Raw genomic sequence first — 19789 nt, 5'->3', positions numbered from 1 at the left:
CGAGTCTGCACCACGCCACTGACAACGAAGCGGAATCGAGCGGTGACTCACAGGTGAGAACGGTCAGTTCGGGACGGGAAGGCTCCGCTCCAGGATCCCGTCGACGTCGGCGCCGTCCGGGAGGGTCCCGAAGGCGTACCCCCAGTCGCCGCCCAGCCGGGTGGCGCAGAAGGCGTCGGCGACCGCGGGCGGGGCGTGCCGGACCAGCAGGGAGGCCTGGAGGGCGAGGGCCATCTGCTCCACCAGACGGCGGGCGCCGGTCTCGGAGCCGGCGGCCAGCAGGCCCTCGAGCCGGACCACGGCCGCGTCCAGCCGGGCGTCCGCGCCCCGCGCCAGGGCGAGTTCATCGAAAAGGGCCTGCGCCGTACCCGGTTCGCGCCTGAGCGCCCGCAGCACGTCGAGGGCGTTGACGTTGCCCGAGCCCTCCCAGATCGACAACAGAGGAGCCTCGCGGTAGTGGCGGGGCATGCCCGACTCCTCCACGTAGCCGTTGCCGCCGAGGCATTCCAGCGCCTCCGCGGTGAACGCGGGACCGCGCTTGGTGACCCAGTACTTGCCCACGGCGGTCGCGATCCGCCGGAACGCCGCCTCACCCGCGTCCCCGCGGATCGCCCGGTCCGCTGCGCCCGCCAGCCGCAGCGTGAGCGTCGTGGCGGCCTCCGACTCCAGCGCGAGGTCGGCCAGGACGTTGCGCATCAGCGGCTGGTCGACCAGCCGGGCCCCGAACGCGCTGCGATGGCGCGCATGGTGCCCCGCCTCGACGAGGGTTTTGCGCATCAGCGTGGCCGACATCATCACGCAGTCCAGACGCGTGCAGTTGACCATCTCGATGATCGTTTTGACGCCCCGCCCCTCGGGCCCGACCAGCCAGGCCACCGTCCCGTCGAACTCCGGCTCGGAGGAGGCGTTGGACCGGTTGCCCAGCTTGTCCTTGAGCCGCTGGATGCGGAAGGTGTTGCGGCTGCCGTCGGGCAGGATCCGCGGTACCAGGAAGCACGACAGCGCCCCTTTTCCCCCGTGAGGGGATGCCTGTGCCAGTACCAGGAACACGTCGCACATCGGCGCCGACGTGAACCACTTGTGCCCGCGCAGCGTGTACACGCCGGGCTCGGCCGTCGGCGTCGCCGTGGTGGTGTTCGTGCGGACGTCGGAGCCGCCCTGCTTCTCGGTCATCCCCATGCCGGCGAGCAGTCCGGGCTTCTCGGTCGGCACCCGGAGCTCCGGGTCGTACTCCCGGCCGGTCAGCAGGGGTTCGTAGATCTTCGCCAGCTCCGGCTGTGCGCGCAGCGCGGGCACGGCCGCGTACGTCATCGACGTCGGACAGCCGTGCCCGGCGTCGGTGTGTCCCCACACCAACCCGCCCGCGGTGCGGGCGACATGGGCACCCGGCCGGTCGTCGGCCCACGGCGCACCCGCCAGCCCCTCGGCGACCGCGGCCCGCAGCAGGTGGTGCCAGCTGGGATGGAAGTCGACCTCGTCGACGCGGTTGCCGTACCGGTCGTGGGTACGCAGCACCGGCTCGTGGGCGTTGGCCATGTCGCCCCACTCCTGCGCCTGGGCGCTGCCCGCCCGCAGGCCGAGCCGTCGGACGCCTTCCTCGGCCCATCCGGCGTCTTCCCGGCGCAGTCCCTCCAGCAGGGCGGTGTCCTCGGAGGCGTCGTACGGCGTCAGCGGCGGGGGCTGGTTGACGACGTCGTGCGTGGCGTACTGCGGCTGAGGCCGCGAGGGTGCGGGTGTCGGGTCCATGCCGTCATGTTGCACGTTCTATGCGATCGTAGCAATGATGCAACAAGGAGGCGCCGCGTACAGTACGTGCCCATGCGCATGAACGTGTCGGAGCAGGCCGGCGGGGTCGACCTGCGGCCGTTGTCCGCGCGGTCGGTCGTACTGAGCCTGCTGCTGGGCACGCACCCGCCGGAGCTTCCGGTCAAGGAGCTCGTCCGCGCGGTGGAGCCCTTCGGTGTCGGCGGCTCCACGCTGCGTGCCGCACTCAGTCGCATGGTGGCCGCCGGTGACCTGCGCCGCACCGACGCCGTCTACCGGCTCAGTGACCGTCTGCTGGCCCGCCAGCGCCGCCAGGACGACGCGGTGGACGCCCCCGCGCGCGCGTGGGACGGCGACTGGGAGATGGTGGTCATCACGGCGACGGGCCGCGGCCCCGCCGAACGCGCCGACCTGCGTGCCCGGTTGACCGCACTGCGCCTGGCCGAACTCCGCGAGGGCGTCTGGCTGCGCCCTGCCAACCTCAGCCGCCCCCTGCCGGACGACCTGGCCCCGGTGACCCAGTCCTACACCACCCGTCCCGACCGGCCCGCGCGCGAACTGGCCGCGGACCTGTGGCCGTTGGACACCTGGGCGGCCACCGCGGACGCCCTGCTCGCCCACATCGCGCAGGCGGACCGCCCCGCCGACCTCCTCACGGCCTTCGCCGCGGTCGTACGCCATCTGCTCGCCGACCCCGTGCTGCCCCCGGAACTCCTCCCGGCGAACTGGCCGGGTACGGCCCTGCGTGCCGCCTACGCGCAGTACCAGGCGGAGATCGCAGGAGCCATGGGGCACTGACACGGCGGCCGTACGAAGCGCCGTGCGGGTGCGCTTCGTACGGCCGGGTTCACCGTGGGGGGTCTACTTGTAGGTGATGTCGGACGAGGAGTACTTGCAGTACGTGCCGTCGGCGTCAGAGCCGTTCTTGGGCGGCTCCGCGCCCGTGTTGTTGCCGATGTACTTCTGGCACGGGACGATCTTCTTGCTGCTGTCCCCGACGATGGTGATCTTCCTCAGGGTCGCGCTGTCGCCGTAGTTGGTGTTGATACCGACGAGCCGGCCGCCCTTGTACGTCGCCTCGATGGTGTTGAGGTTGATCGTGCGCTTGTACTGGGCGCTCTTGCAGTTGCCGCAACTGCGCACGAAGGTACCGAAGTTCTTGACGGCGAAGTTCGAGACGTTCAGCGTCCCGGCGCCGTTGAACTGGAACACCTTGTCGCTGGCCTCCTTCGCCCCGCCGCCGGAGACGGTGTAGACGTTGGACGACGAGGAGCCGAGGAAGGTCGCCGCGTCCTCGCCGACGTCCTCCCACCAGACGTTCTGCAGCGTGCAACTGCCCAGGCAGTGGATGCCGTCGGCGGCGGGCGCGCCGATGATGACGTTCTTCAGGACGGCGCCGGCCGCGAGCTCCAGGATCGGGTCCTGGTCCTCGTTCTGGCCACCGCTGCCGAGGTCGCCGCTGCCGTACAGGCGCTGCATTCCGTAGTCCTTGGTGCCGGAGACCGGGATGGTGGCGGTCACCGCCTTGCTGCTGGTGGGGGTGGGCCAGGTGGCGGCGCTCGCGGGAGTGAGCGCGCCACTGGTCATGATCATGCCAACAGTGAGGCCGGCGGCGGCCAGCCCGCCGGTGAGGGCGCGCCCGCGGGTGCGCCGAGGAGCTGGTGAAGGTGCTGGTGAAGTCATGTCCCGATGCCTTCTTCCAGGTGGGGGATGGGGGAGTCCTTCCGGATCGTGCTCTGGACGGTGCTCCGAACGGTCAGAGCTTTCCGGCGCCCGCGCCGGACGTCACCGAGGCGACGACGGACGAGGCGGGCTCGGCGGTGTAGTCGTACGGCGGCTTGGTGAACGTCCCGACCTGCGACACCTCGGTCGCGGCTCCGCCGAGGTCGTTGCCGGTCAGGTTGGCGTAGCCGTCCGCGTCGCTGTCGCGGTTCGTGGTGACGGCGACCGCCGTCGAGCGGAAGACGTTGTTCTCGACGAGCATCTGGGCGCCCATGCGCGAGTGGACGGCCGTCTCGGCTCCGACGACGTAGTTGTCGTAGAAGTGGCCGGTGCCGAAGCGCAGGCTGGGGATGCGCGAGTAGACGTTGCTGAAGTGGTTGTGGTGGTAGGTCACCCTCAAGTGCCCCGTGTCCTCGCTTGCGTTGTTGTCGCTGTGACCGACGAGCGAGCCCTTGTAGTGGTCCTTGAAGGTGTTCCAGGACACCGTCACGTAGTCCGAGGCGTGGTTGATGTCCAGCAGGCCGTCGTAGTAGTCCTTGTCGTGATCGCGGTCGGCCGAGAAGGAGTTGTGGTCGATCCACACCTTGGTGGAGGCCTGCACCTCGATGCCGTCGGCCGGTTTGAGCGGCTTGCTGATGTTCAGGTTGCGGATGACGACGTTCGTCACCTTCTTCAGGCGCAGCCCGCCCCCCGTGAACCCGGACGACGAACCCACGCCCAGAACCGTGGTGTTGGACCCGATGTCGACCTGACCGCTCAGCGAGATCAGGCCGTTGACCCTCACGACCTTCGCCGTGCTGCCGGTCACCGCGGTCTTGAAGGCGTCCAGCGTCGAGACGGTGACCGAGGTGGCGCTGCCGCCTCCGGTCGTGCCGGCGCCGAACCCGACCGGCGAGCTGTCGGCGGCGCCGGCCTGCTGGGGGAGGGCGAGGACCGCCGCCGTGGCGAGAGCGGCGGCCGCCGCCACGAGGGCGGACCTTTGCGCGTGTGTACGTGGGGGGACTGTGCGCATGCGGGTGCATCCCTTCGGGGAGGGAAGTTGGGCAAGTATGTGAATGACGTATGCCATGTTGAACGCCGTGCACGGGCAGTGGGGCCCTTTGTGGGGGTGATGCGAGCGGGTCGGTCACACTGCTGAACGGAACGTAGAGGGCAAGCGCTTTCTAGTCAACGCTTTGCGCAGAACACATTCGGCCGCCCCGGCCAGGCTCCGGCCAACCGGCAAGGGCTTGCGGGGAGATGGCGTGGGAGCGCTTCCATGGCGGGCATGCGCATGCCACCATGCGATGCCGACGCTTCCCTTCATGACCTGTCGGAGAGGGGTGAGTCGATGCCGACTCCGCGCACGCGTACGTTCACCGCCGCTCTGGTCCTGCTTCTGATCGCCGTCGCCGGCCTGGTCCTGTCGCCGGGCCCCGCCAGCGCGACGGCCACGCCCGCGGAGCGGGCCGGGCCGCTCCCCGGCTCCTTCGCCTGGACCTCGACCGGGCCGCTGATCAGCCCCAAGCCGGACGCCGCCCACCCGATCGTCTCGGTCAAGGACCCGACGGTCTTCCGCTACAAGAACCGCTGGCACGTCTACTTCACGACCGCCGACACCGCCGGGGCGTGGAGCCTGGGTCACACCAGCTTCGCCGACTGGTCGCAGGCCGCCGCCGCGCCGCAGACGTTCCTCGACGCCAACCCGAACATCGGCAACCGGTACGCGGCGGCGCCACAGGTGTTCTACTTCGCGCCGCAGAAGACCTGGTACATGGTCTACCAGACCGGTCCGCCGTCCTATTCGACCTCCAAGGACCCGGCCGATCCCAGTAGTTGGAGTGCACCGAAGTACTTCTTCGACAGCGAGCCGCAGGTGGTCACGGACAACAAGGGCACCGGCGGCTGGCTGGACTTCTGGACCATCTGCGACAGCAGCGACTGCTACCTGTTCTTCTCGGACGACAACGGCCACCAGTACCGCTCCCGCACCACCCGCGCCGAGTTCCCGAACGGCTTCCGCGACACCGCGATCGTGCTGTCCGAACCCAACCGCTTCGACCTCTTCGAGGCGAGCAACGTCTACCGCCTCGGCGGCAGCGGCAGGTACCTGATGCTGGTCGAGGCCCTGGCCACCGGCTCCGACTGGCGTCGCTACTTCCGGGCGTGGACGGCCGACAGCCTCGGCGGCGCCTGGACCCCGCTCGCCGACACCGAGGCCAACGCGTTCATCCGGTCCGGCAACGTCACCTTCGCGGACGGCCGGCCGGCCTGGACCACGGACTTCAGCCACGGCGAGATGATCCGCGACGGAGTCGACCAGACTCTCACGATCGACCCCTGCCGGCTCCGCTTCCTCTATCAGGGCATGGATCCCGCCTCGAGCGGCGAATACTCCCAACTCCCCTGGCGTCTCGGTCTGTTGACCCAGACGAACTCCGCCTGCTGAGCCGCTCCCCTCGCACGCACCTCACGTACGACGTCCCCCGAGCCGCTACCAGAAAGGGGCAAGCGCGTGTCCAACTCACCTGGGAGAGCGCTGCGTTCGTTGTTCGGCGCACTGCTGCTCCTGCTCCTCGCCGCCCTCCTCACCGCACCCGCGGCCACCGCCCGGACGGCGGCCGCCGCACCGGTGCCCGCCGCCACCCTCACCGAGGTCACCGGCTTCGGCACCAACCCCAGCAACCTCCAGATGTACGTGTACGCACCGGCCACCGTCACCGCGCACCCGCCCGTCCTCGTCGCCGTGCACTGGTGCGGCGGCTCCGGTCCCGCGATGTACTCCGGAACCGAGTACGCCCAACTCGCCGACCAGTACGGGTTCGTGATCGTCTACCCGTCCGTCACGCGCAGCAGCAAGTGCTTCGACGTCTCCTCGCCCCAGGCGCTCAAGCGCGGCGGTGGCAGCGACCCCGTCGGCATCAAGTCGATGATCGACTGGGTGACCGACGCCTACGCTGCCGACACGAGCCGCGTCTACGCCACCGGTATCTCCTCCGGGGCGATGATGACCAACGTCCTGCTCGGCGACTACCCGGACGTGTTCGCCGCCGGATCCGCCTTCTCCGGGGTCCCCTTCGGCTGTTTCGCCACCACCGACGGCTCCGAGTGGAACAGTGCCTGCTCCGGCGGCACCGTGATCCACACCGCGCAGGAGTGGGGCGACCTCGCCCGCGGGGCCTACCCCGGCTACACCGGGGCCCGGCCGCGTATGCAGGTGTGGCACGGCACCGAGGACGACGTGCTGCGCTACCCCAACTTCGGCGAGGAGATCAAGCAGTGGACCAATGTGCGGGGAGTGAGCCAGACCCCGTCCGCCACCGACTCGCCCGCCTCCGGCTGGACCCGCACCCGGTACGGCGGCACGGGTGACCAGGCCCCGGTGGAGGCCATCAGCCTCCAGGGGGTCGGCCACAACCTGTACGCCTGGGGCATGGCCGCCCGTGTGCTCACCTTCTTCGGTCTGGACGCTTCGGGTCCCGCCCCGCAACCCGAGCCCGGCAGTTGCAGGGTGACCGCGACGACCAACGCCTGGAACACCGGTCTGACCGCCTCCGTGACCCTCACCAACACCGGCACCACCACGGTCAACGGCTGGCAGCTCGGCTTCACCCTGCCCAGCGGCCAGACCATCACCAACGGCTGGGGCGCCACGTACGCACCGGTCTCCGGAACGGTGACGGCGACGAACGCGACGTACAACGCGACGCTCGCCCCGGGCGCGAGCGTCACCATCGGCTACCAGGCGAACCACACCGGCAACAGCGCCGCCCCCGGATCCTTCACGCTCAACGGGGCAGCTTGCACGAAGAGTTGAGACCCGACGTTGGTGGGCGGCCGGCATGCCCGGCCGCCCGGCGGACCGTCTAGACGGTCTCTTCCCTGGGCTTCCTGGACTCCCTGGACTGCCCAGCCGACGTCTCGACAGGTTCCTCCCCGCCGCCGTGTGGGAGTGCGATCGGCCGCGGCGCCGGACCGGCCGTCGAGGGAAGGTGATTGAAGAGCAGGTTGAGCGCGATCGCCGTCACACAGCCCGCGCTGATGCCGCTGTTCATCACCGTCTGGAACCAGTCGGGGAACTTCTCGTAGATCGTCGGCACACCCACCGGCAGCACGCCCATCGCGACCGACACGGCCACCACCGTCAGGTTGTGGTTGTCCTTGAAGTCGACCCCGGCCAGCGTGCGCAGCCCGCTCGCGGCCACCGTCCCGAACATGACCAGCCCGGCACCGCCCAGCACCGGCGCAGGAACGGCCGCCACCACCGCGCCGAGCTTGGGCAGCAGGCCCAGCAGGACGAGGATGCCGCCCGCGGTGGCGACGACCCAGCGGCTGCGCACCCGGGTCATGCCCACCAGGCCGACGTTCTGCGCGTACGCCGTGTACGGGAAGGTGTTGAAGACGCCGCCGAGGACGGTCGACAGGCCGTCGGCGCGCAGGCCGTCGGAGAGGCTGCGCGGCTCGACCTTGCGTCCCGTCATCTCGCCGACCGCGATGAGGTCACCGGTCGTCTCCGTCATCGTCACCAGCGCCACGACCAGCATCGAGATGATCGCCGACGCCTCGAAGACGGGCGCGCCGAAGTGGAACGGCGTGCTGATCCCGACCCAGTCGGCGGTCCCGACCCCGTCGAAGTCCGTGAACCCGAACGGCACCGCGACCGCGAGCCCCACCACGATGCCGATCAGCACCGCGATCCGGCTGAGGAACGCCGGCGCGAACCGTTGCACACCCAGCACCACCACGAGCACGAAGGCGGCGAGCCCGATGTTCTTCGGCTCCCCGAAGTCCGCCGAACCGACGCCGCCCGCGGCCCAGTTGCCCGCGACCGGCAGCAGCGAGACACCGATGACCAGGATCACCGTGCCCGTGACCAGCGGCGGGAAGAAGCGCAACAGCCTGCCGAACACGGGGGCCAGCAGCACGATCGCGAGCCCCGCCACGATCACAGATCCGTAGATCGCGGGCAGCCCGCCGCCCGTCGTCCCGATCAGCACCATCGGCGACACCGCCGCGAACGTACAGCCCTGCATGATCGGCAGCCGCACGCCGAACCGCCAGAAACCCACGCACTGGATGAGCGTGGCGATGCCGCACACCAGCAGGTCGGCGGTGATCAGATACGCCAGGTCTGCGGGCGACAACTTCATCGCACCGCCCACGATCAGGGGCACGGCCACCGCGCCCGCGTACATCGCGAGCACATGCTGCAGGCCGAAGGCGGCCAACTGTCGTACGGGTGGCACCTCGTCGACGGGATGAACGGGCGCGGTGGTGGCCATGGGCACTCCAGAGCGGCGGGGAGACGGGGGACGCGGGGGGTGGCGAGAAGGCGGGCGGGCAGGGGGACATCCGCACAGCACGAGACCGTACGTCCCTTGAACAGTTTGTTGATTTCACGGACGTTGCCGCTGTGTGTCCTGTACATCGATCCCGGTCGGGCTCGCCGCGGCCCGCAGCGACGCCCAGTCCGGCAGCTTCACCACGCCCCGCCCCAGCGAGGCCCCCAGCTCCGCCTCCGCCCGCTCGATCCCCAGCCACCCGGCCCACTCGACGGGTTCGGCCCCGGCGGCTCGCAGCAGCCCGAGCGGATCACCGGGCAGCTCCCGCCGTACGAGATCGGGGGCGTCCTCCAGCAGCGAGGTCGCCGTCTCCTTCGCGCACGGCCGGTTGGTGCCGATGACACCGGTCGGGCCCCGCTTGATCCAGCCCGCCACGTACTCGCCCGGCGCGACCACGCCCTCACGCAGCACCCGCCCGGCCAGCTGCGGCACCGTGCCCCGCTCCGGGTCGAACGGCAGTCCCTCCAGCCGCACCCCGCGATAACCCACCGACCGCAGCACCAACTGTGCCTCGATGTCCTCGTATGCGCCGGTGCCCCTCACCCCGCCCTGCCCGTCCGGGGCGGTCCGCTCGAAGCGCACCGCACCCACCCGGTCCCCGTCGGCCAGCAGTTCGACGGGCCGCAGGAAGAACCGGAGCCGGATCCGCCGCCGGGCGCCGCGGGCCGGCATCGCCGCCCAGCCGCGCAGCACCTCCACGTTGCGCCGCTGCGCCGCCGCCAGTCCGGACGGCTCGCCGCAGGCCGGATCCAGCGCCAGCTCCGCCTCGTCCACGACCACCTCGGTGTCCGGCAGCCCGCCCAGCTCACGCAGCTCCTTGGTGGTGAAGCGGGCCTGGGACGGGCCCCGCCGGCCCACCATGTGGATCTCGGTCACCGTGCCCGCCGCCAGCGCGGTCAGCGCCGCCTGCGGCATGTCGGTGGGGCTCAGCTCGGCCGGGCCCCGGGCCAGCATCCGGGTGACGTCCACCGCGACGTTCCCCACGCCCACCACCACGGCCGATCGGGTGCCCTGCAGGAACCGGTGGACGGGGGCGTCCGGATGCGCGCTGTACCAGGACACGAAGTCCGTCGCCGACCAGCTGCCCGGCAGATCCTCGCCGGGGAGGCCGAGGTGGCGGTCCGTCGCGGCGCCCACGCAGTACACGACCGCGTGGTAGAGCTCGCGCAGCCGGGCCACGGGCACCCCGCCCGCGCCGACCCGGACCCCGCCGAGGAAGCGCACCCGCTCGTGCTCCAGCACCGCGCGCAGATTCTGCTGGAGCGACTTGATCTTCTCGTGGTCCGGGGCGACGCCGTACCGCACGAGCCCGTACGGGCACGGAAGCCGGTCCAGGACGTCGACGAGCACCTCGGGGTCCTGCTGGACCAGACTCTGGGCGGTGTAGACCCCACTCGGCCCGGAGCCGACGACGGCGACACGCAGCACGGCGGAACTCCTTACCCCGGAGGCCGGAGGAGATCGCTGGTGACTCCAGCATCGCACCGCGGCCGCTCCGCTGTCAGTGTGCTGTGTGGTCGTGATGCGCGCGTGTTCGTTCGTATGGAAAGTGATCATGCGGTTTCGTTGCGTGTGTGCTAGAAGCATCGTTTCTTAATCTTTCTGACCGTTCCACCGAGGACGGCACGGTGTCCGTGTGGCCCGCGTGGGAGGTCCGGGAGGGTGAAGGCATCACTTCCTGGTTCCATGTCCGGCTGGCGTTCGCCGACGGGGCGCACGTCGAGCTGCTGGCCGTCGTCTGCGGGGGCAGCGCCTCCATCGAGGACATCCGGGCCCGGCCGGCCCTGTCCCTCGTCGACCTGACGGTGCTCGCGGACTGGATCGAGGGTCCGCTGTTCGCGAACCGCGACGACGGCGTCGGTGGGGCGGGGGACGCGGGCGGCACGGAGGGTGGGGCGGGGGACGCGTGCGGCACGGAGGGTGAGGCGGGGGACGCGTGCGGCACGGAGGGTGGGGCGGGGGACGCGTGCGGCGCGGAGGGTGAGGCGGATGCCGACGAGCCCCTCGGCCCCCGCCGCGCCCGTCCGGCCTGGCCGCGCGGTGCCCAGGGGCGGTGGTTGGTGGCACAGGAGTACCGCGCGGCCCAGGAGGAGGGGGTGGACCCCGTCCTCGCGGTCATGTGCGCGACGGGGCGCAGCCGGCGCCGGTCGCTGAGGCTGATCGCGCAGGCACGGGACGCGGGACACCTGACGCCACGTCACACACGGCGCTGACAAAGGGCGTCGGCGAAGAGCGCGGCGACAGGGGGTGCCGGCCAGGGGTGCCGGCCAGGGGTGCCTGCACAGCCTGTCGTCGGAGGCGGAGGCGTTACTGCATTCCGCGCATCCGGGTGATCTCGCTCGTCTGCTGCGCGATCACGTCGTCCGCCATCTCCTCGATCCGCACGTTGTTGCCCTGTGCCTTGACGTCCGTGGCCATGGTGAGGGCGCCCTCGTGGTGGGTGATCATCAGCGTGAGGAAGAGCGCGTCGAACGCCTTGCCGCGCGCCGCGCGCAGCTTGGTCAGCTGTGCCTCGGTGGCCATCCCGGGCATCACCGTGTGCTCGTGCCCAGTGCTCGCCGTCTCCTTGCCGTACGTCGTGAGCCAGGCCTTCATGGCCTCGATCTCCGGGCCCTGTGCCGCGCCGATCCGCGCCGCGAGTCCCTTCACGGTCGTCGACCGGGCCTGTGCCGGGGCGAGTTCGGTCATCTCCAGCGCCTGGGCGTGGTGCTCGATCATCATCCGCGCGTACGCCACGTCGGCCGAGTTGGGCGTGTCGTCGTCGACGCGCTGCTCGGCCGCGTCCTGGGCGGAGAGGGTCCGGTTCGCCTCACCCGGCTTGCCCGGCGCGATCACCGAAGGTCCGCTTGCCGCACCCGACTTGGTGTCCTCACCGGAGTCGCAGCCCGCGAGAGCGAGTGCGAGCAGCAGCGAGGCTGCGACGAGGGGCACGCGGCGAACGAGCACAACGACCTCCTGGGGCAGGCGAGTTGGGGACGGGGACCGTCCTCGTAGGGATCTTCGCATCACTGACCGCATTACTGACCGGAAAGATTCATTACGAGTGCGTTGCCAACCTTTGATATGTGCATGATGAAGACGATACTTCGGAGCACCGTGAACCGTTCCTGTGCGAACGGCGACGAGGGAGGATGCAGTGACCCTGTTGAACGATCCCCGAACGCGCCGCAGACGGCTGGGAGTCGCGGCTGCGTGTACCGGACTCCTGGCCGCACTCCTGACGGCGGTGCCGGCGGCCGCGACCCCCGACCCGGGGGACGGCCCGGCCGTGCAGCGCGAGGTGTCCCAGGACGCCCAGGCCCAGGCGGCCGAGGCGATCGCCGACGGCGAGATACCCGGGAAGGACGAGATCGTCCACTCCGCCAACATCGAGCACCTGGCGAACATCCCCAAGGAAGCCCTGCCGGGCACCAACTCGGACCTGGCCTTCCAGGGCAAGTACGCCTTCTCCGGCAACTACGACGGCTTCCGCATCTTCGACATCAGCAACCCGAAGTCCCCGAAGACCGTGGCCCAGGTGCTGTGCCCCGGTTCGCAGAACGACATCTCCGTCTCGGGCAACCTGCTCTTCCTGTCGACCGACTCCTCGCGCAGCGACAGCAGTTGCAACAGCACCACGCAGCCGGTGACCGAGAAGTCCTCCTGGGAGGGCATGAAGGTCTTCGACATCAGCGACAAGGCGAACCCGAAGTACGTCGCCGCCGTGGAGACCGCCTGCGGCTCGCACACCCACACCCTGGTGCCCGAGCGCAAGAACGTCTACATCTACGTCTCCTCGTACTCGCCGAACGCCGCCTACCCCGACTGTCAGCCCCCGCACGACGGCATCTCGGTCATCAAGGTGCCGCGCAACGCGCCGGAGCAGGCGGCGCTCGTGGGCTTCCCCGTCCTCTTCCCGGGTGAGGGTCCCGACGGCGGCGGCAACCCCGGCGCTCCCACGAACCCCGGCGTCTCCAAGACGACCGGCTGCCACGACATCACCGTGCTGCCCGAGAAGGACCTGGCGGCCGGTGCCTGCATGGGCGACGGCATCCTGTTCTCGATCAAGGACCCGGAGCACCCGAAGGTCATCGACCAGGTCCAGGACAACGTGAACTTCGCGTTCTGGCACTCGGCGACCTTCAACCAGAAGGCGAACAAGGTCGTCTTCACCGATGAGCTGGGCGGCGGAGGCGCGGCCACCTGCAACGCCGAGATCGGCCCGAACAGGGGTGCCGACGGCATCTACGACATCGTCGGCAAGGGCGAGCACCGCAAGCTCGTCTTCCGCAGCTACTTCAAGATCGACCGCCCCCAGGCGGCCACCGAGGTCTGTGTGGCGCACAACGGCTCGCTGATCCCGGTCAAGGGCAAGGACATCATGGTCCAGGCCTGGTACCAGGGCGGCGTCTCCGTCTGGGACTTCACCGACTCCGCCCGCCCCAAGGAGATCGCCTACTTCGAGCGCGGCCCGGTGGACACCGAGCGGCTCACGACCGCCGGCCCCTGGTCGGCGTACTACTACAACGGCTACATCTACTCGAACGACATCGCCAAGGGCTTCGACGTGCTGAAGATCGACGACCGGCGTACGGATCCGGCCAAGCGGGTCCATCTGCGCGAGCTCAACGTCCAGACCCAGCCGGACTACTTCGACTGATCCCCGGCCGCCGGGTCCGTCGCGAAGAACCGCGACAGATCGGTGTCACACCTCCCGCCGGGCGCCTCGGCGTCCGGCGGGACCCCCTGCTCCCAGTCGAGCCGGTAGCGCGCGAACAGATCGGTACGCAACGTCGTCAGCGGCAGGGGCGCATTGGGCAGCACCATCGCGTAGACGGCGCCCATGAGCTGGGAGCGCAGTATCGGATAGTCGTGGTCGACGTCCTGCGACCCGTGCCGGACCGCGGTGTCCCGCAGCAGCTCGGCCAGCCGCTGCTGCTCCGGACACCGCACGAAGCCCTCGGCCTGCAGCAGCCCCGCCATGTGCTGGCGCATCAGTACCGTACGGTCCCGGGCCAGACCCATGATCGCGTCGATGGCCCGCGCCATCCGCTCCCGGCCGTCTTCGGTGTGCGGCTCCCGCTCCAGCGCCTCCTCCAGCGTGCGGTGCATCAGGCGGTGCACGGCCGACTGCACCAGCTGTCGCTTGCCGGGGAAGTAGTACGAAACCAGACCACGCGCCGAGCCGGCCCGGTCAGCGATGTCGGCGAGTGTCGTCGCCTCGTACCCGCGCTCGCTCACCAGCTCCACCGCGGCCTGTAGGAGCCGTTCCCGGGAACGTCGCCGCAATTCTTCATTGACCGAGGCGCTGCGCGGGGACATCCTGTAACTCCTGCGTTGACTGGCTGCCAGCCAACTATACTCAGGGCATCCCGGTCGACTCCGGACGGAGCGCGCCGGGCTGACGCCTGCTCTGGGCGACGCGGGGGATCGTCCAGAGTGGGCGCGCATTTTCCCGTAAAGGTGGCCTGAGGCTACCGTCGGCAGGGGGCGAGCCGAGGTCTCGGCGGATCAGCCCACCAGGTCCACGCCCGGCCGCAACCCCTGCGAACGTTCGACCGCCGGCAGATGGTCCGTGAAGTGCGCCGCGCAGCCCACCGCCGCCCCGCCGAACCTCCGTCCGTGGGCGGTCGTCGCCCGCCATCAGAGTCCTGCGGGGATCGGCGCGCGGCGCCTCGCGCACGACCGTGAACAGCCGCCGGGGCCCGGCTTCCGCACACCGTGCTCGAACGATGGCACGCACGCGTCGACGTCGACGTCGACGTACCGGTCGAGGCCGTGCTCCCGGAACACCGGCCGCAGGCGCCGCCCACACCGACCCGGAAGCCCCGCCCGCCCAACCCGCTCGGCGCGTCCAGAGCGTCGGGGGTACCTCGGGGGTACGGGGCCAGTCCGCCGGCCTTCAGTCCCGGCCGTGCCGCTCGGCGTCCGGCGCGGGCGCCGGGAGCGTCATCTGACCGGACAGTCCGGTGTACGCGGGCCTGTGCAACTCCGCGCTCTCGTTTCGCACCCGCCACCATCCGGCGACCTCGTCGGGCACCCGGACGGGAGCCGCGCCGCCCCACACCGTGCCGGCCGTGTCCAGTGCCCGCGCCTTCCCCGGCGCCCCGGCCCGATCACGGCTGCCACCGTCGTTGTACCGCGATCGCCAGGGCCACCGTCATCGCCCCCAGCAGCCAGCCACCCAGGACGTCCGAGGGCCAGTGCACGCCCAGCCAGATCCGCGTCAGCCCTACGCCCACCACGGAGACCACCGCCACCACCAGCGCCGTACGCCACACGACAGGGCCGACGCCGTGCCGGTGCAGCAGCCACAGCAGGAGGCCGAACACCACGGTCGCGGTCAGCGCGTGCCCGGAGGGGTACGCCGCGTAGTGCGCGGAGTCGACGGGGTCGGGCCAGACCGGGCGGGCGCGGCCGACCCAGGCCTTCAGGCCCTGCTGGATCAGCGTGCCCAGCGCCGACGTGGCGACCAGCCACCCGGCCGTCCACCAGGCCGCGTGCCGCCACACCAGCCACACGGCGACCGCCGCGCCGAGCAGACGCATGGTCAGCGGGTCCCAGACCCAGTCGGTGAGGATGCGGCAGGCCTGGGTGACGTCGGGGTCGGCGACGGCCCAGCGGTGGGTGGTGCGGGAGATGTCGCCGTCGACGGAGATCAGGGGATGCCACTTGACCCAGACCAGCACGAGGAGAGCGACGGAGCACAGTCCAAGGACAAGGGCGCTACCGACGGCCGTGCACCGGGCACGGGGGCGGGGCCGGGGCCGGGGCCGGGGCGGGGAGTCGACGGGCGGGTTGTGCATAGGTCGATCCTCGCCGAACTGGGGCGCGGGAGGCGAACCCGGGGGGCTTGTCCCGGCCCGGGATGGTTCGCGTTCAGTCGTCGGGGCGGCCGGTCCTGGCCTTGGGGTGGCTGGTCGCGGCCTTGGAGTGGCCGGCCTCGGCGCGGGGGCTTGTCCGGGCGTCGTTGTGGTTCGTCCGGCGTCGTCGTGGCTCCTCCCGGCCCCGGGGTGGCTCGTCCTGGCCCGGGGTGGCCCGGGTTTGATCCCGGGGGCTCGTCTCGGCCTTGGGGTGGTTTTGTCTCGGCCCGGGGACTTGTTCCGGGACCCGGGATGGCTTGGGCTTGGTCCCCGGGGCTCTTCCGGCCCGCGGTGGCTTGTCCCGGCCTTGGGGTGGCCTTGGCCTGGCTCCGGGGATTCGTCCCGGCGCCCCGGGTGGCTCGTCGGGCCCCTGGGGGGTCCTTCCGGCGCGGTGGGTGCTCAGCCCAGCGCTCGCAGCCCGGGCACCAGTGCCACCAGCACCGGAATCACCGGCACCAGCGAGGCCGCCGCCGTCAGCCGGAGTCTGCGGGCCACGGTGAGCCTGTCGGGTGGTGTGAGCAACCGGTGCACGCGCTGCGGGAGATGGGCCTGCGGGGTGGGGGAGGGGCCGAACACACCCCGGTCCTCGTTGAGTTCCACCAGCGCCAGCGCGGTCGTCAGCCGGCCGAAGCGGCGGGAGGCCATGTCGTCGGCGGACAACTCGACCAGCCGGTGCATCTCGTCGCGGAACGCGGCGAACACCGGGACCTGTGGGAACCCGGTGGCCAGCGCCGTCGAACAGTGCAGCAGCCAGTCGTGCCGGGCCTGGGCGTGCCCCTGCTCGTGCGCGCGCACCGCATCGAGCTGACGGCCCTTCAGGCGCTGCAACGCGGCTGTGGTGACGACCAGTTGGGGTTCCGCACCGGCCAGCCACCAGGCATCGGGACGCTCACCCTCCAGTACGAGCAGCCGACCCGTCGCGAACTTCTCGCCGGGCAACAACGGTGCGCGCAGCCGGAGTTCGGCACGCCGGGACCGGACGCGGGCCCGGCTGCGCAGCACCTCCCGCACGAGCATCGCCCCGCTCCACAGCCCGCCGCACGCGAGCGTCACCGCGGTCGCCGCCGCCCAAGGGCCGGTCGCACCCAGCGCGTACGCCTCCACGACCGTGTGGGGAGCCGGTGCGAAGACCTGGCCGCGCACCGCGTGCCAGGCTGCCGCCGCGCTGAGCGTCATCGACAGCGCACAGCACAGCAGGACCGCCGCCACCACGCACTGCCACGCCCACAGAGCGACCACCGGTTCGCGGTCCGGCCAGTCGGCCCGGGCGATCAGACGGGGGGCGACGACGGCGGTCAGGGCACCGAGCAGCAGCAGGACCGCGGGGACCATCATGGACAGCACCCTATGAGCGGCGTACCGCTCAGGGGTACGAGTTGTTACGGCGAAGTGACGCAGACCACGGCCGGGTGACGTGGATCGTGGCGGCCGGGCGATGCGGACGGCGGCCGGGGCAGGTGGACTGCCGCTGCCCGTAAGGTAGTTGGGGTCGAGTCAGATGGTCAGCAGCATGGCGAGCATGCCGATGCCCATCGACAGCCGGCACGCGCGCGCCACCTCGGGCCGGTCGCTCCAGGCGACGGCGGCCCCAGCCGCCCCGGCCACCGGCAGCAGCCGGACCCCGGAGAGCAGGACGTATCCGGTGAAGTACAGCAGCAGCGTGCCCGTCAGCAGCGGGACCCCCGAGCCGCCGGGCGCGTGTGCGTGAGCGGGCGAGGGTGAGGCGGCCATCACGGCCGCCATGTAGGCCATCGCCCCGGTCCCCACCAGGTGGTGCAGGTGGTGGACGCTCGCGCGGGCCGCCCACAGGGCCCGCAGCGCGGCCGCGCCGAACACCGCCGCATACACCGGCCAGGCCCACGCCGGTGGGGTGAACGCGGCCGGGGGCACGGCCATCGCGGCCATCCCGAAGCCCATCAGCGCCTCGCCGCCCGCGGCCCTGCGCTGTTCCTCGACTCCGCTGCGCATCCGCAGCAGACAGTAGGCCCCGGTCGCCGCACACAGCGCGACCAGCAGCCAGCCGGGCGAAGCCGGTCCGTGCACGCGCACCTCCCCGCTCGACGTTCGCAATCGAGGGATGCGATGCCCACGCCATGCCGCGCGCAAGCGGGCGCAAGGGTGTACATGGGGAGCATTCGACGGAGCACGGCAGGTGGCGACGGCGCCGAGCATATCTTTCACTGGTAAAACACATGCTAAATTGATCCGTATGCCCCGACTCCGACTCCGCCTCCCGCTCGCCGGTGTGCTGCGTCTCGGCCGGCCCTCCGACATCTGGTTCAAGCCCGCCCTGAGCGTGGTCGCCGCGGTCGCCCCGCCGAACCTGATCCTGCTGGCGCTCGACCGGCTGGACCTGGCGATGTACACGATGGCCGGGTCCCTGTGCGCGCTGTACGCCCACAACCGCCCCTACGCCGCCCGGGCCCGTGTCCTGGCCTGGGTCGTGCTGGGCATGACCGGCGGCCTGGCCGTCGCCCTGCTCGCGGCCTCGCTCACCACCAGCGCCGTCGTCCTGGTCACCGTCGGCGCCCTTCTCGCGGCGGTGCAGAAGGTCCTCTGTGACGCGACCCGCCTCGGCCCGCCCGGCAACGTCGTCCTGACCTTCATCGGCTCCGCCTCCCTCTTCGTGCCGCAGACCCCCGGGCAGATCCCCGGCCATCTGGGACTGGCCCTCGCGGCGGGTGTCTGGGCCTGGCTGATCGGCATGGCGCCCCGGTCGGCGCGCCCGCACGGTCCCGAGCGCCGCGCCACCGCCCACGCTCTGAACGCGGCCGCGGCGCACGTAGCAGCGCACGCCGCCACGGACGGCACCGGCGACGGCCACACCCGCAGCCGTGCCGCCGCGGCCGCCGCCGTGCACGCCGCCTGGCAGACCCTCCTGTCGGCCCGCGCCGGGGAGACGCGCCGCGCCCTGGAGCGGCTCGTCGTCCGGGCCGAGATCGCCCTCGCGGCTCCCGCCGACACCGACCCGACACGGCTGTCGGACTGGGCCCGCGACCTGCGGGGCACCGGCCCGGTCCCCTACCCGGACGACCTCGTGGACGACGACGAACTCCTCGGCCTCGACGCCGGACTCGCCACCGGCCGACCGCCGTTGTGGCGTCGCCTCGGTCCGCTCACCCCGATCGCCGTGCGCACCGCGCTGGGCTGCGCCCTCGCCGGATACGCCTCCCTCGCCCTCGGTGTGGGCCGCCCCTACTGGGCCCTCGTCACCGCCGCCTCGCTCTACCAGGCGAACGTCACCCTCACCTGGAGCCGCGGAGTCCAGCGCGTCGTCGGCAACCTCGTCGGCGTCCTCGCCTTCGCCGCGCTCGTCCCGCTCGCCCATGTCCACCGGGCGGCCCTCGTTCTGGTCTGCCTGGCCCTGAACTTCGGCGCCGAGGCGCTGATCAGCCGCAACTACTGGCTCGGCAGCGTCTGCGTGACCCCGATGGCGCTGCTCATCACCGAGTTCGCGCAGGTCCAGGACTCGGGCCGGCTGATCACCGAGCGGCTCGTGGACACCCTCGTCGGCGCCGTGGTCGGCTTCCTCGCCGCGGTCGCCGTCACCAACCGCAGGGCCGGCGACTGCCTCGGACACGCCTTGACGGCCGTCGAGCGGGCCCGCGAGCACGCCGCCGGACTCCTGGCGGAGCCGCGCCCGGTCCCCGGCGCCCTGGAGTCCGCCCGCCGCGGCCTCGCCGCCGCGCTGGTCGACCTGCGCGCCACCGCCGACGCGGCGTCCGGCGAGTGGTGGCAGCGGACCCTGCCCGAGGAGCGGGTCGTGACGGCCGAACAGTCCGGACACCGTACGCTCGCGGCGACGGTACGGCGCCAGGGGCTGCTCCTGGACCGGGACGCGAGCACGAAGGCGGAGGGCGTACGGCGATGACGGCGACGCAGGGACGGTCGGCGGCGGGTAGCGGGACACCGGAAGGATCCGAAGAACCGGCGACCGACGAGGCGCTGAGAAACCGGCCCGCAGCCGACGAGCCGGAAACCGACGGTGACCGGACGAGGAGTGACGACCGGGCGAAGGGCGGCGACCGGCCGGCCGACGGTGACGAGCGGAGGAGCGACGACCGGCCCGTCAGTGGCCAGGAGTCCGGGGGCGGCGGCCGGCAGGGGAGAGGGGAGCGGTCCGGGGGTGGCGGTCGGACG

At 71.4% G+C, this 19789-nt stretch carries 16 protein-coding genes; 6 read left to right on the top strand and 10 right to left on the bottom strand.

Annotated elements, in window-relative coordinates; all coding sequences use genetic code 11:
* Positions 1 to 63 precede the first annotated feature (63 nt).
* Positions 64 to 1746: an acyl-CoA dehydrogenase family protein gene (locus tag OG289_RS05670; RefSeq protein WP_327312894.1), complete on the bottom strand. Its 1683-nt coding sequence runs from the start codon at positions 1744 to 1746 to the stop codon at positions 64 to 66.
* 72 nt (positions 1747 to 1818) lie between these two features.
* Between OG289_RS05670 and OG289_RS05665 the strand changes: the two genes are divergently transcribed.
* Positions 1819 to 2562, top strand: a complete 744-nt coding sequence (locus OG289_RS05665) for a PaaX family transcriptional regulator C-terminal domain-containing protein (protein ID WP_327312893.1) — start codon at positions 1819 to 1821, stop codon at positions 2560 to 2562.
* A 63-nt stretch (positions 2563 to 2625) separates the two neighbouring features.
* Here OG289_RS05665 and OG289_RS05660 read toward each other — a convergent pair whose 3' ends face one another.
* The gene (locus OG289_RS05660; protein WP_327312892.1) at positions 2626 to 3447 is read right to left on the bottom strand and encodes a pectate lyase; all 822 of its coding nucleotides are present in this window, start codon (positions 3445 to 3447) and stop codon (positions 2626 to 2628) included.
* Positions 3448 to 3520: 73 nt separating this feature from the next.
* Positions 3521 to 4498 carry a pectate lyase family protein gene (locus tag OG289_RS05655; protein WP_327312891.1) on the bottom strand — a complete coding sequence of 326 codons (978 nt, stop codon included), beginning with the start codon at positions 4496 to 4498 and terminating at the stop codon, positions 3521 to 3523.
* Between the two features lie 318 nt (positions 4499 to 4816).
* Here OG289_RS05655 and OG289_RS05650 point away from each other — a divergent pair, with 318 nt between their 5' ends.
* Both OG289_RS05650 and OG289_RS05645 read left to right on the top strand, forming a co-directional pair.
* Positions 4817 to 5914, top strand: coding sequence for a non-reducing end alpha-L-arabinofuranosidase family hydrolase (locus OG289_RS05650; protein ID WP_327312890.1), 1098 nt, complete (start codon positions 4817 to 4819; stop codon positions 5912 to 5914).
* A gap of 66 nt (positions 5915 to 5980) precedes the next feature.
* Complete coding sequence (locus OG289_RS05645; RefSeq protein WP_327312889.1) at positions 5981 to 7282, top strand: extracellular catalytic domain type 1 short-chain-length polyhydroxyalkanoate depolymerase; 1302 nt, start codon at positions 5981 to 5983, stop codon at positions 7280 to 7282.
* 49 nt (positions 7283 to 7331) lie between these two features.
* Here the strand turns inward: OG289_RS05645 and OG289_RS05640 are convergent, their stop codons facing one another.
* Positions 7332 to 8747, bottom strand: coding sequence for a nucleobase:cation symporter-2 family protein (locus OG289_RS05640; protein ID WP_327312888.1), 1416 nt, complete (start codon positions 8745 to 8747; stop codon positions 7332 to 7334).
* Positions 8748 to 8861: 114 nt separating this feature from the next.
* Positions 8862 to 10235 (bottom strand): FAD-dependent oxidoreductase, encoded by a 1374-nt coding sequence (locus OG289_RS05635; protein WP_327312887.1) that lies wholly within the window; start codon positions 10233 to 10235, stop codon positions 8862 to 8864.
* Between the two features lie 200 nt (positions 10236 to 10435).
* On the opposite strand from OG289_RS05635, the gene OG289_RS05630 reads away from it, so the two are divergent.
* Positions 10436 to 11020, top strand: a complete 585-nt coding sequence (locus tag OG289_RS05630; protein WP_442818871.1) for a DUF6214 family protein — start codon at positions 10436 to 10438, stop codon at positions 11018 to 11020.
* A gap of 94 nt (positions 11021 to 11114) precedes the next feature.
* On the opposite strand, the gene OG289_RS05625 is transcribed toward OG289_RS05630, so the two are convergent.
* On the bottom strand, positions 11115 to 11813 hold the full coding sequence (locus tag OG289_RS05625; RefSeq protein WP_442818870.1) for a DUF305 domain-containing protein: 699 nt from the start codon (positions 11811 to 11813) through the stop codon (positions 11115 to 11117).
* A 130-nt stretch (positions 11814 to 11943) separates the two neighbouring features.
* Here OG289_RS05625 and OG289_RS05620 point away from each other — a divergent pair, with 130 nt between their 5' ends.
* Entirely contained in the window at positions 11944 to 13446 is a 1503-nt protein-coding gene (locus OG289_RS05620; RefSeq protein WP_327312885.1) for an LVIVD repeat-containing protein, read from the top strand.
* Here OG289_RS05620 and OG289_RS05615 read toward each other — a convergent pair.
* The 4 genes from OG289_RS05615 to OG289_RS05600 all read right to left on the bottom strand — a co-directional run bounded on the left by OG289_RS05615 (position 13434) and on the right by OG289_RS05600 (position 17692).
* Positions 13434 to 14108, bottom strand: a complete 675-nt coding sequence (locus OG289_RS05615; protein ID WP_327312884.1) for a TetR/AcrR family transcriptional regulator — start codon at positions 14106 to 14108, stop codon at positions 13434 to 13436. The two genes, OG289_RS05620 and OG289_RS05615, sit on opposite strands and share 13 nt — an antisense overlap.
* A 794-nt stretch (positions 14109 to 14902) precedes the next feature.
* Positions 14903 to 15592, bottom strand: a complete 690-nt coding sequence (locus OG289_RS05610; RefSeq protein WP_327312883.1) for a phosphatase PAP2 family protein — start codon at positions 15590 to 15592, stop codon at positions 14903 to 14905.
* Between the two features lie 456 nt (positions 15593 to 16048).
* Entirely contained in the window at positions 16049 to 16984 is a 936-nt protein-coding gene (locus OG289_RS05605) for a M56 family metallopeptidase (protein ID WP_327312882.1), read from the bottom strand.
* A 159-nt stretch (positions 16985 to 17143) separates the two neighbouring features.
* Positions 17144 to 17692, bottom strand: a complete 549-nt coding sequence (locus OG289_RS05600) for a DUF5134 domain-containing protein (RefSeq protein WP_327312881.1) — start codon at positions 17690 to 17692, stop codon at positions 17144 to 17146.
* A 166-nt stretch (positions 17693 to 17858) separates the two neighbouring features.
* Here OG289_RS05600 and OG289_RS05595 point away from each other — a divergent pair, with 166 nt between their 5' ends.
* Positions 17859 to 19520 (top strand): FUSC family protein, encoded by a 1662-nt coding sequence (locus OG289_RS05595; RefSeq protein WP_327312880.1) that lies wholly within the window; start codon positions 17859 to 17861, stop codon positions 19518 to 19520.
* Positions 19521 to 19789: the final 269 nt, after the last annotated feature.

The organism is Streptomyces sp. NBC_01235 (genome assembly GCF_035989285.1).
Classification (GTDB): Bacteria; Actinomycetota; Actinomycetes; order Streptomycetales; family Streptomycetaceae; genus Streptomyces.
Note: the sequence above shows the minus strand (reverse complement) of the source record. Positions and strands in the feature narration are given on the sequence as shown.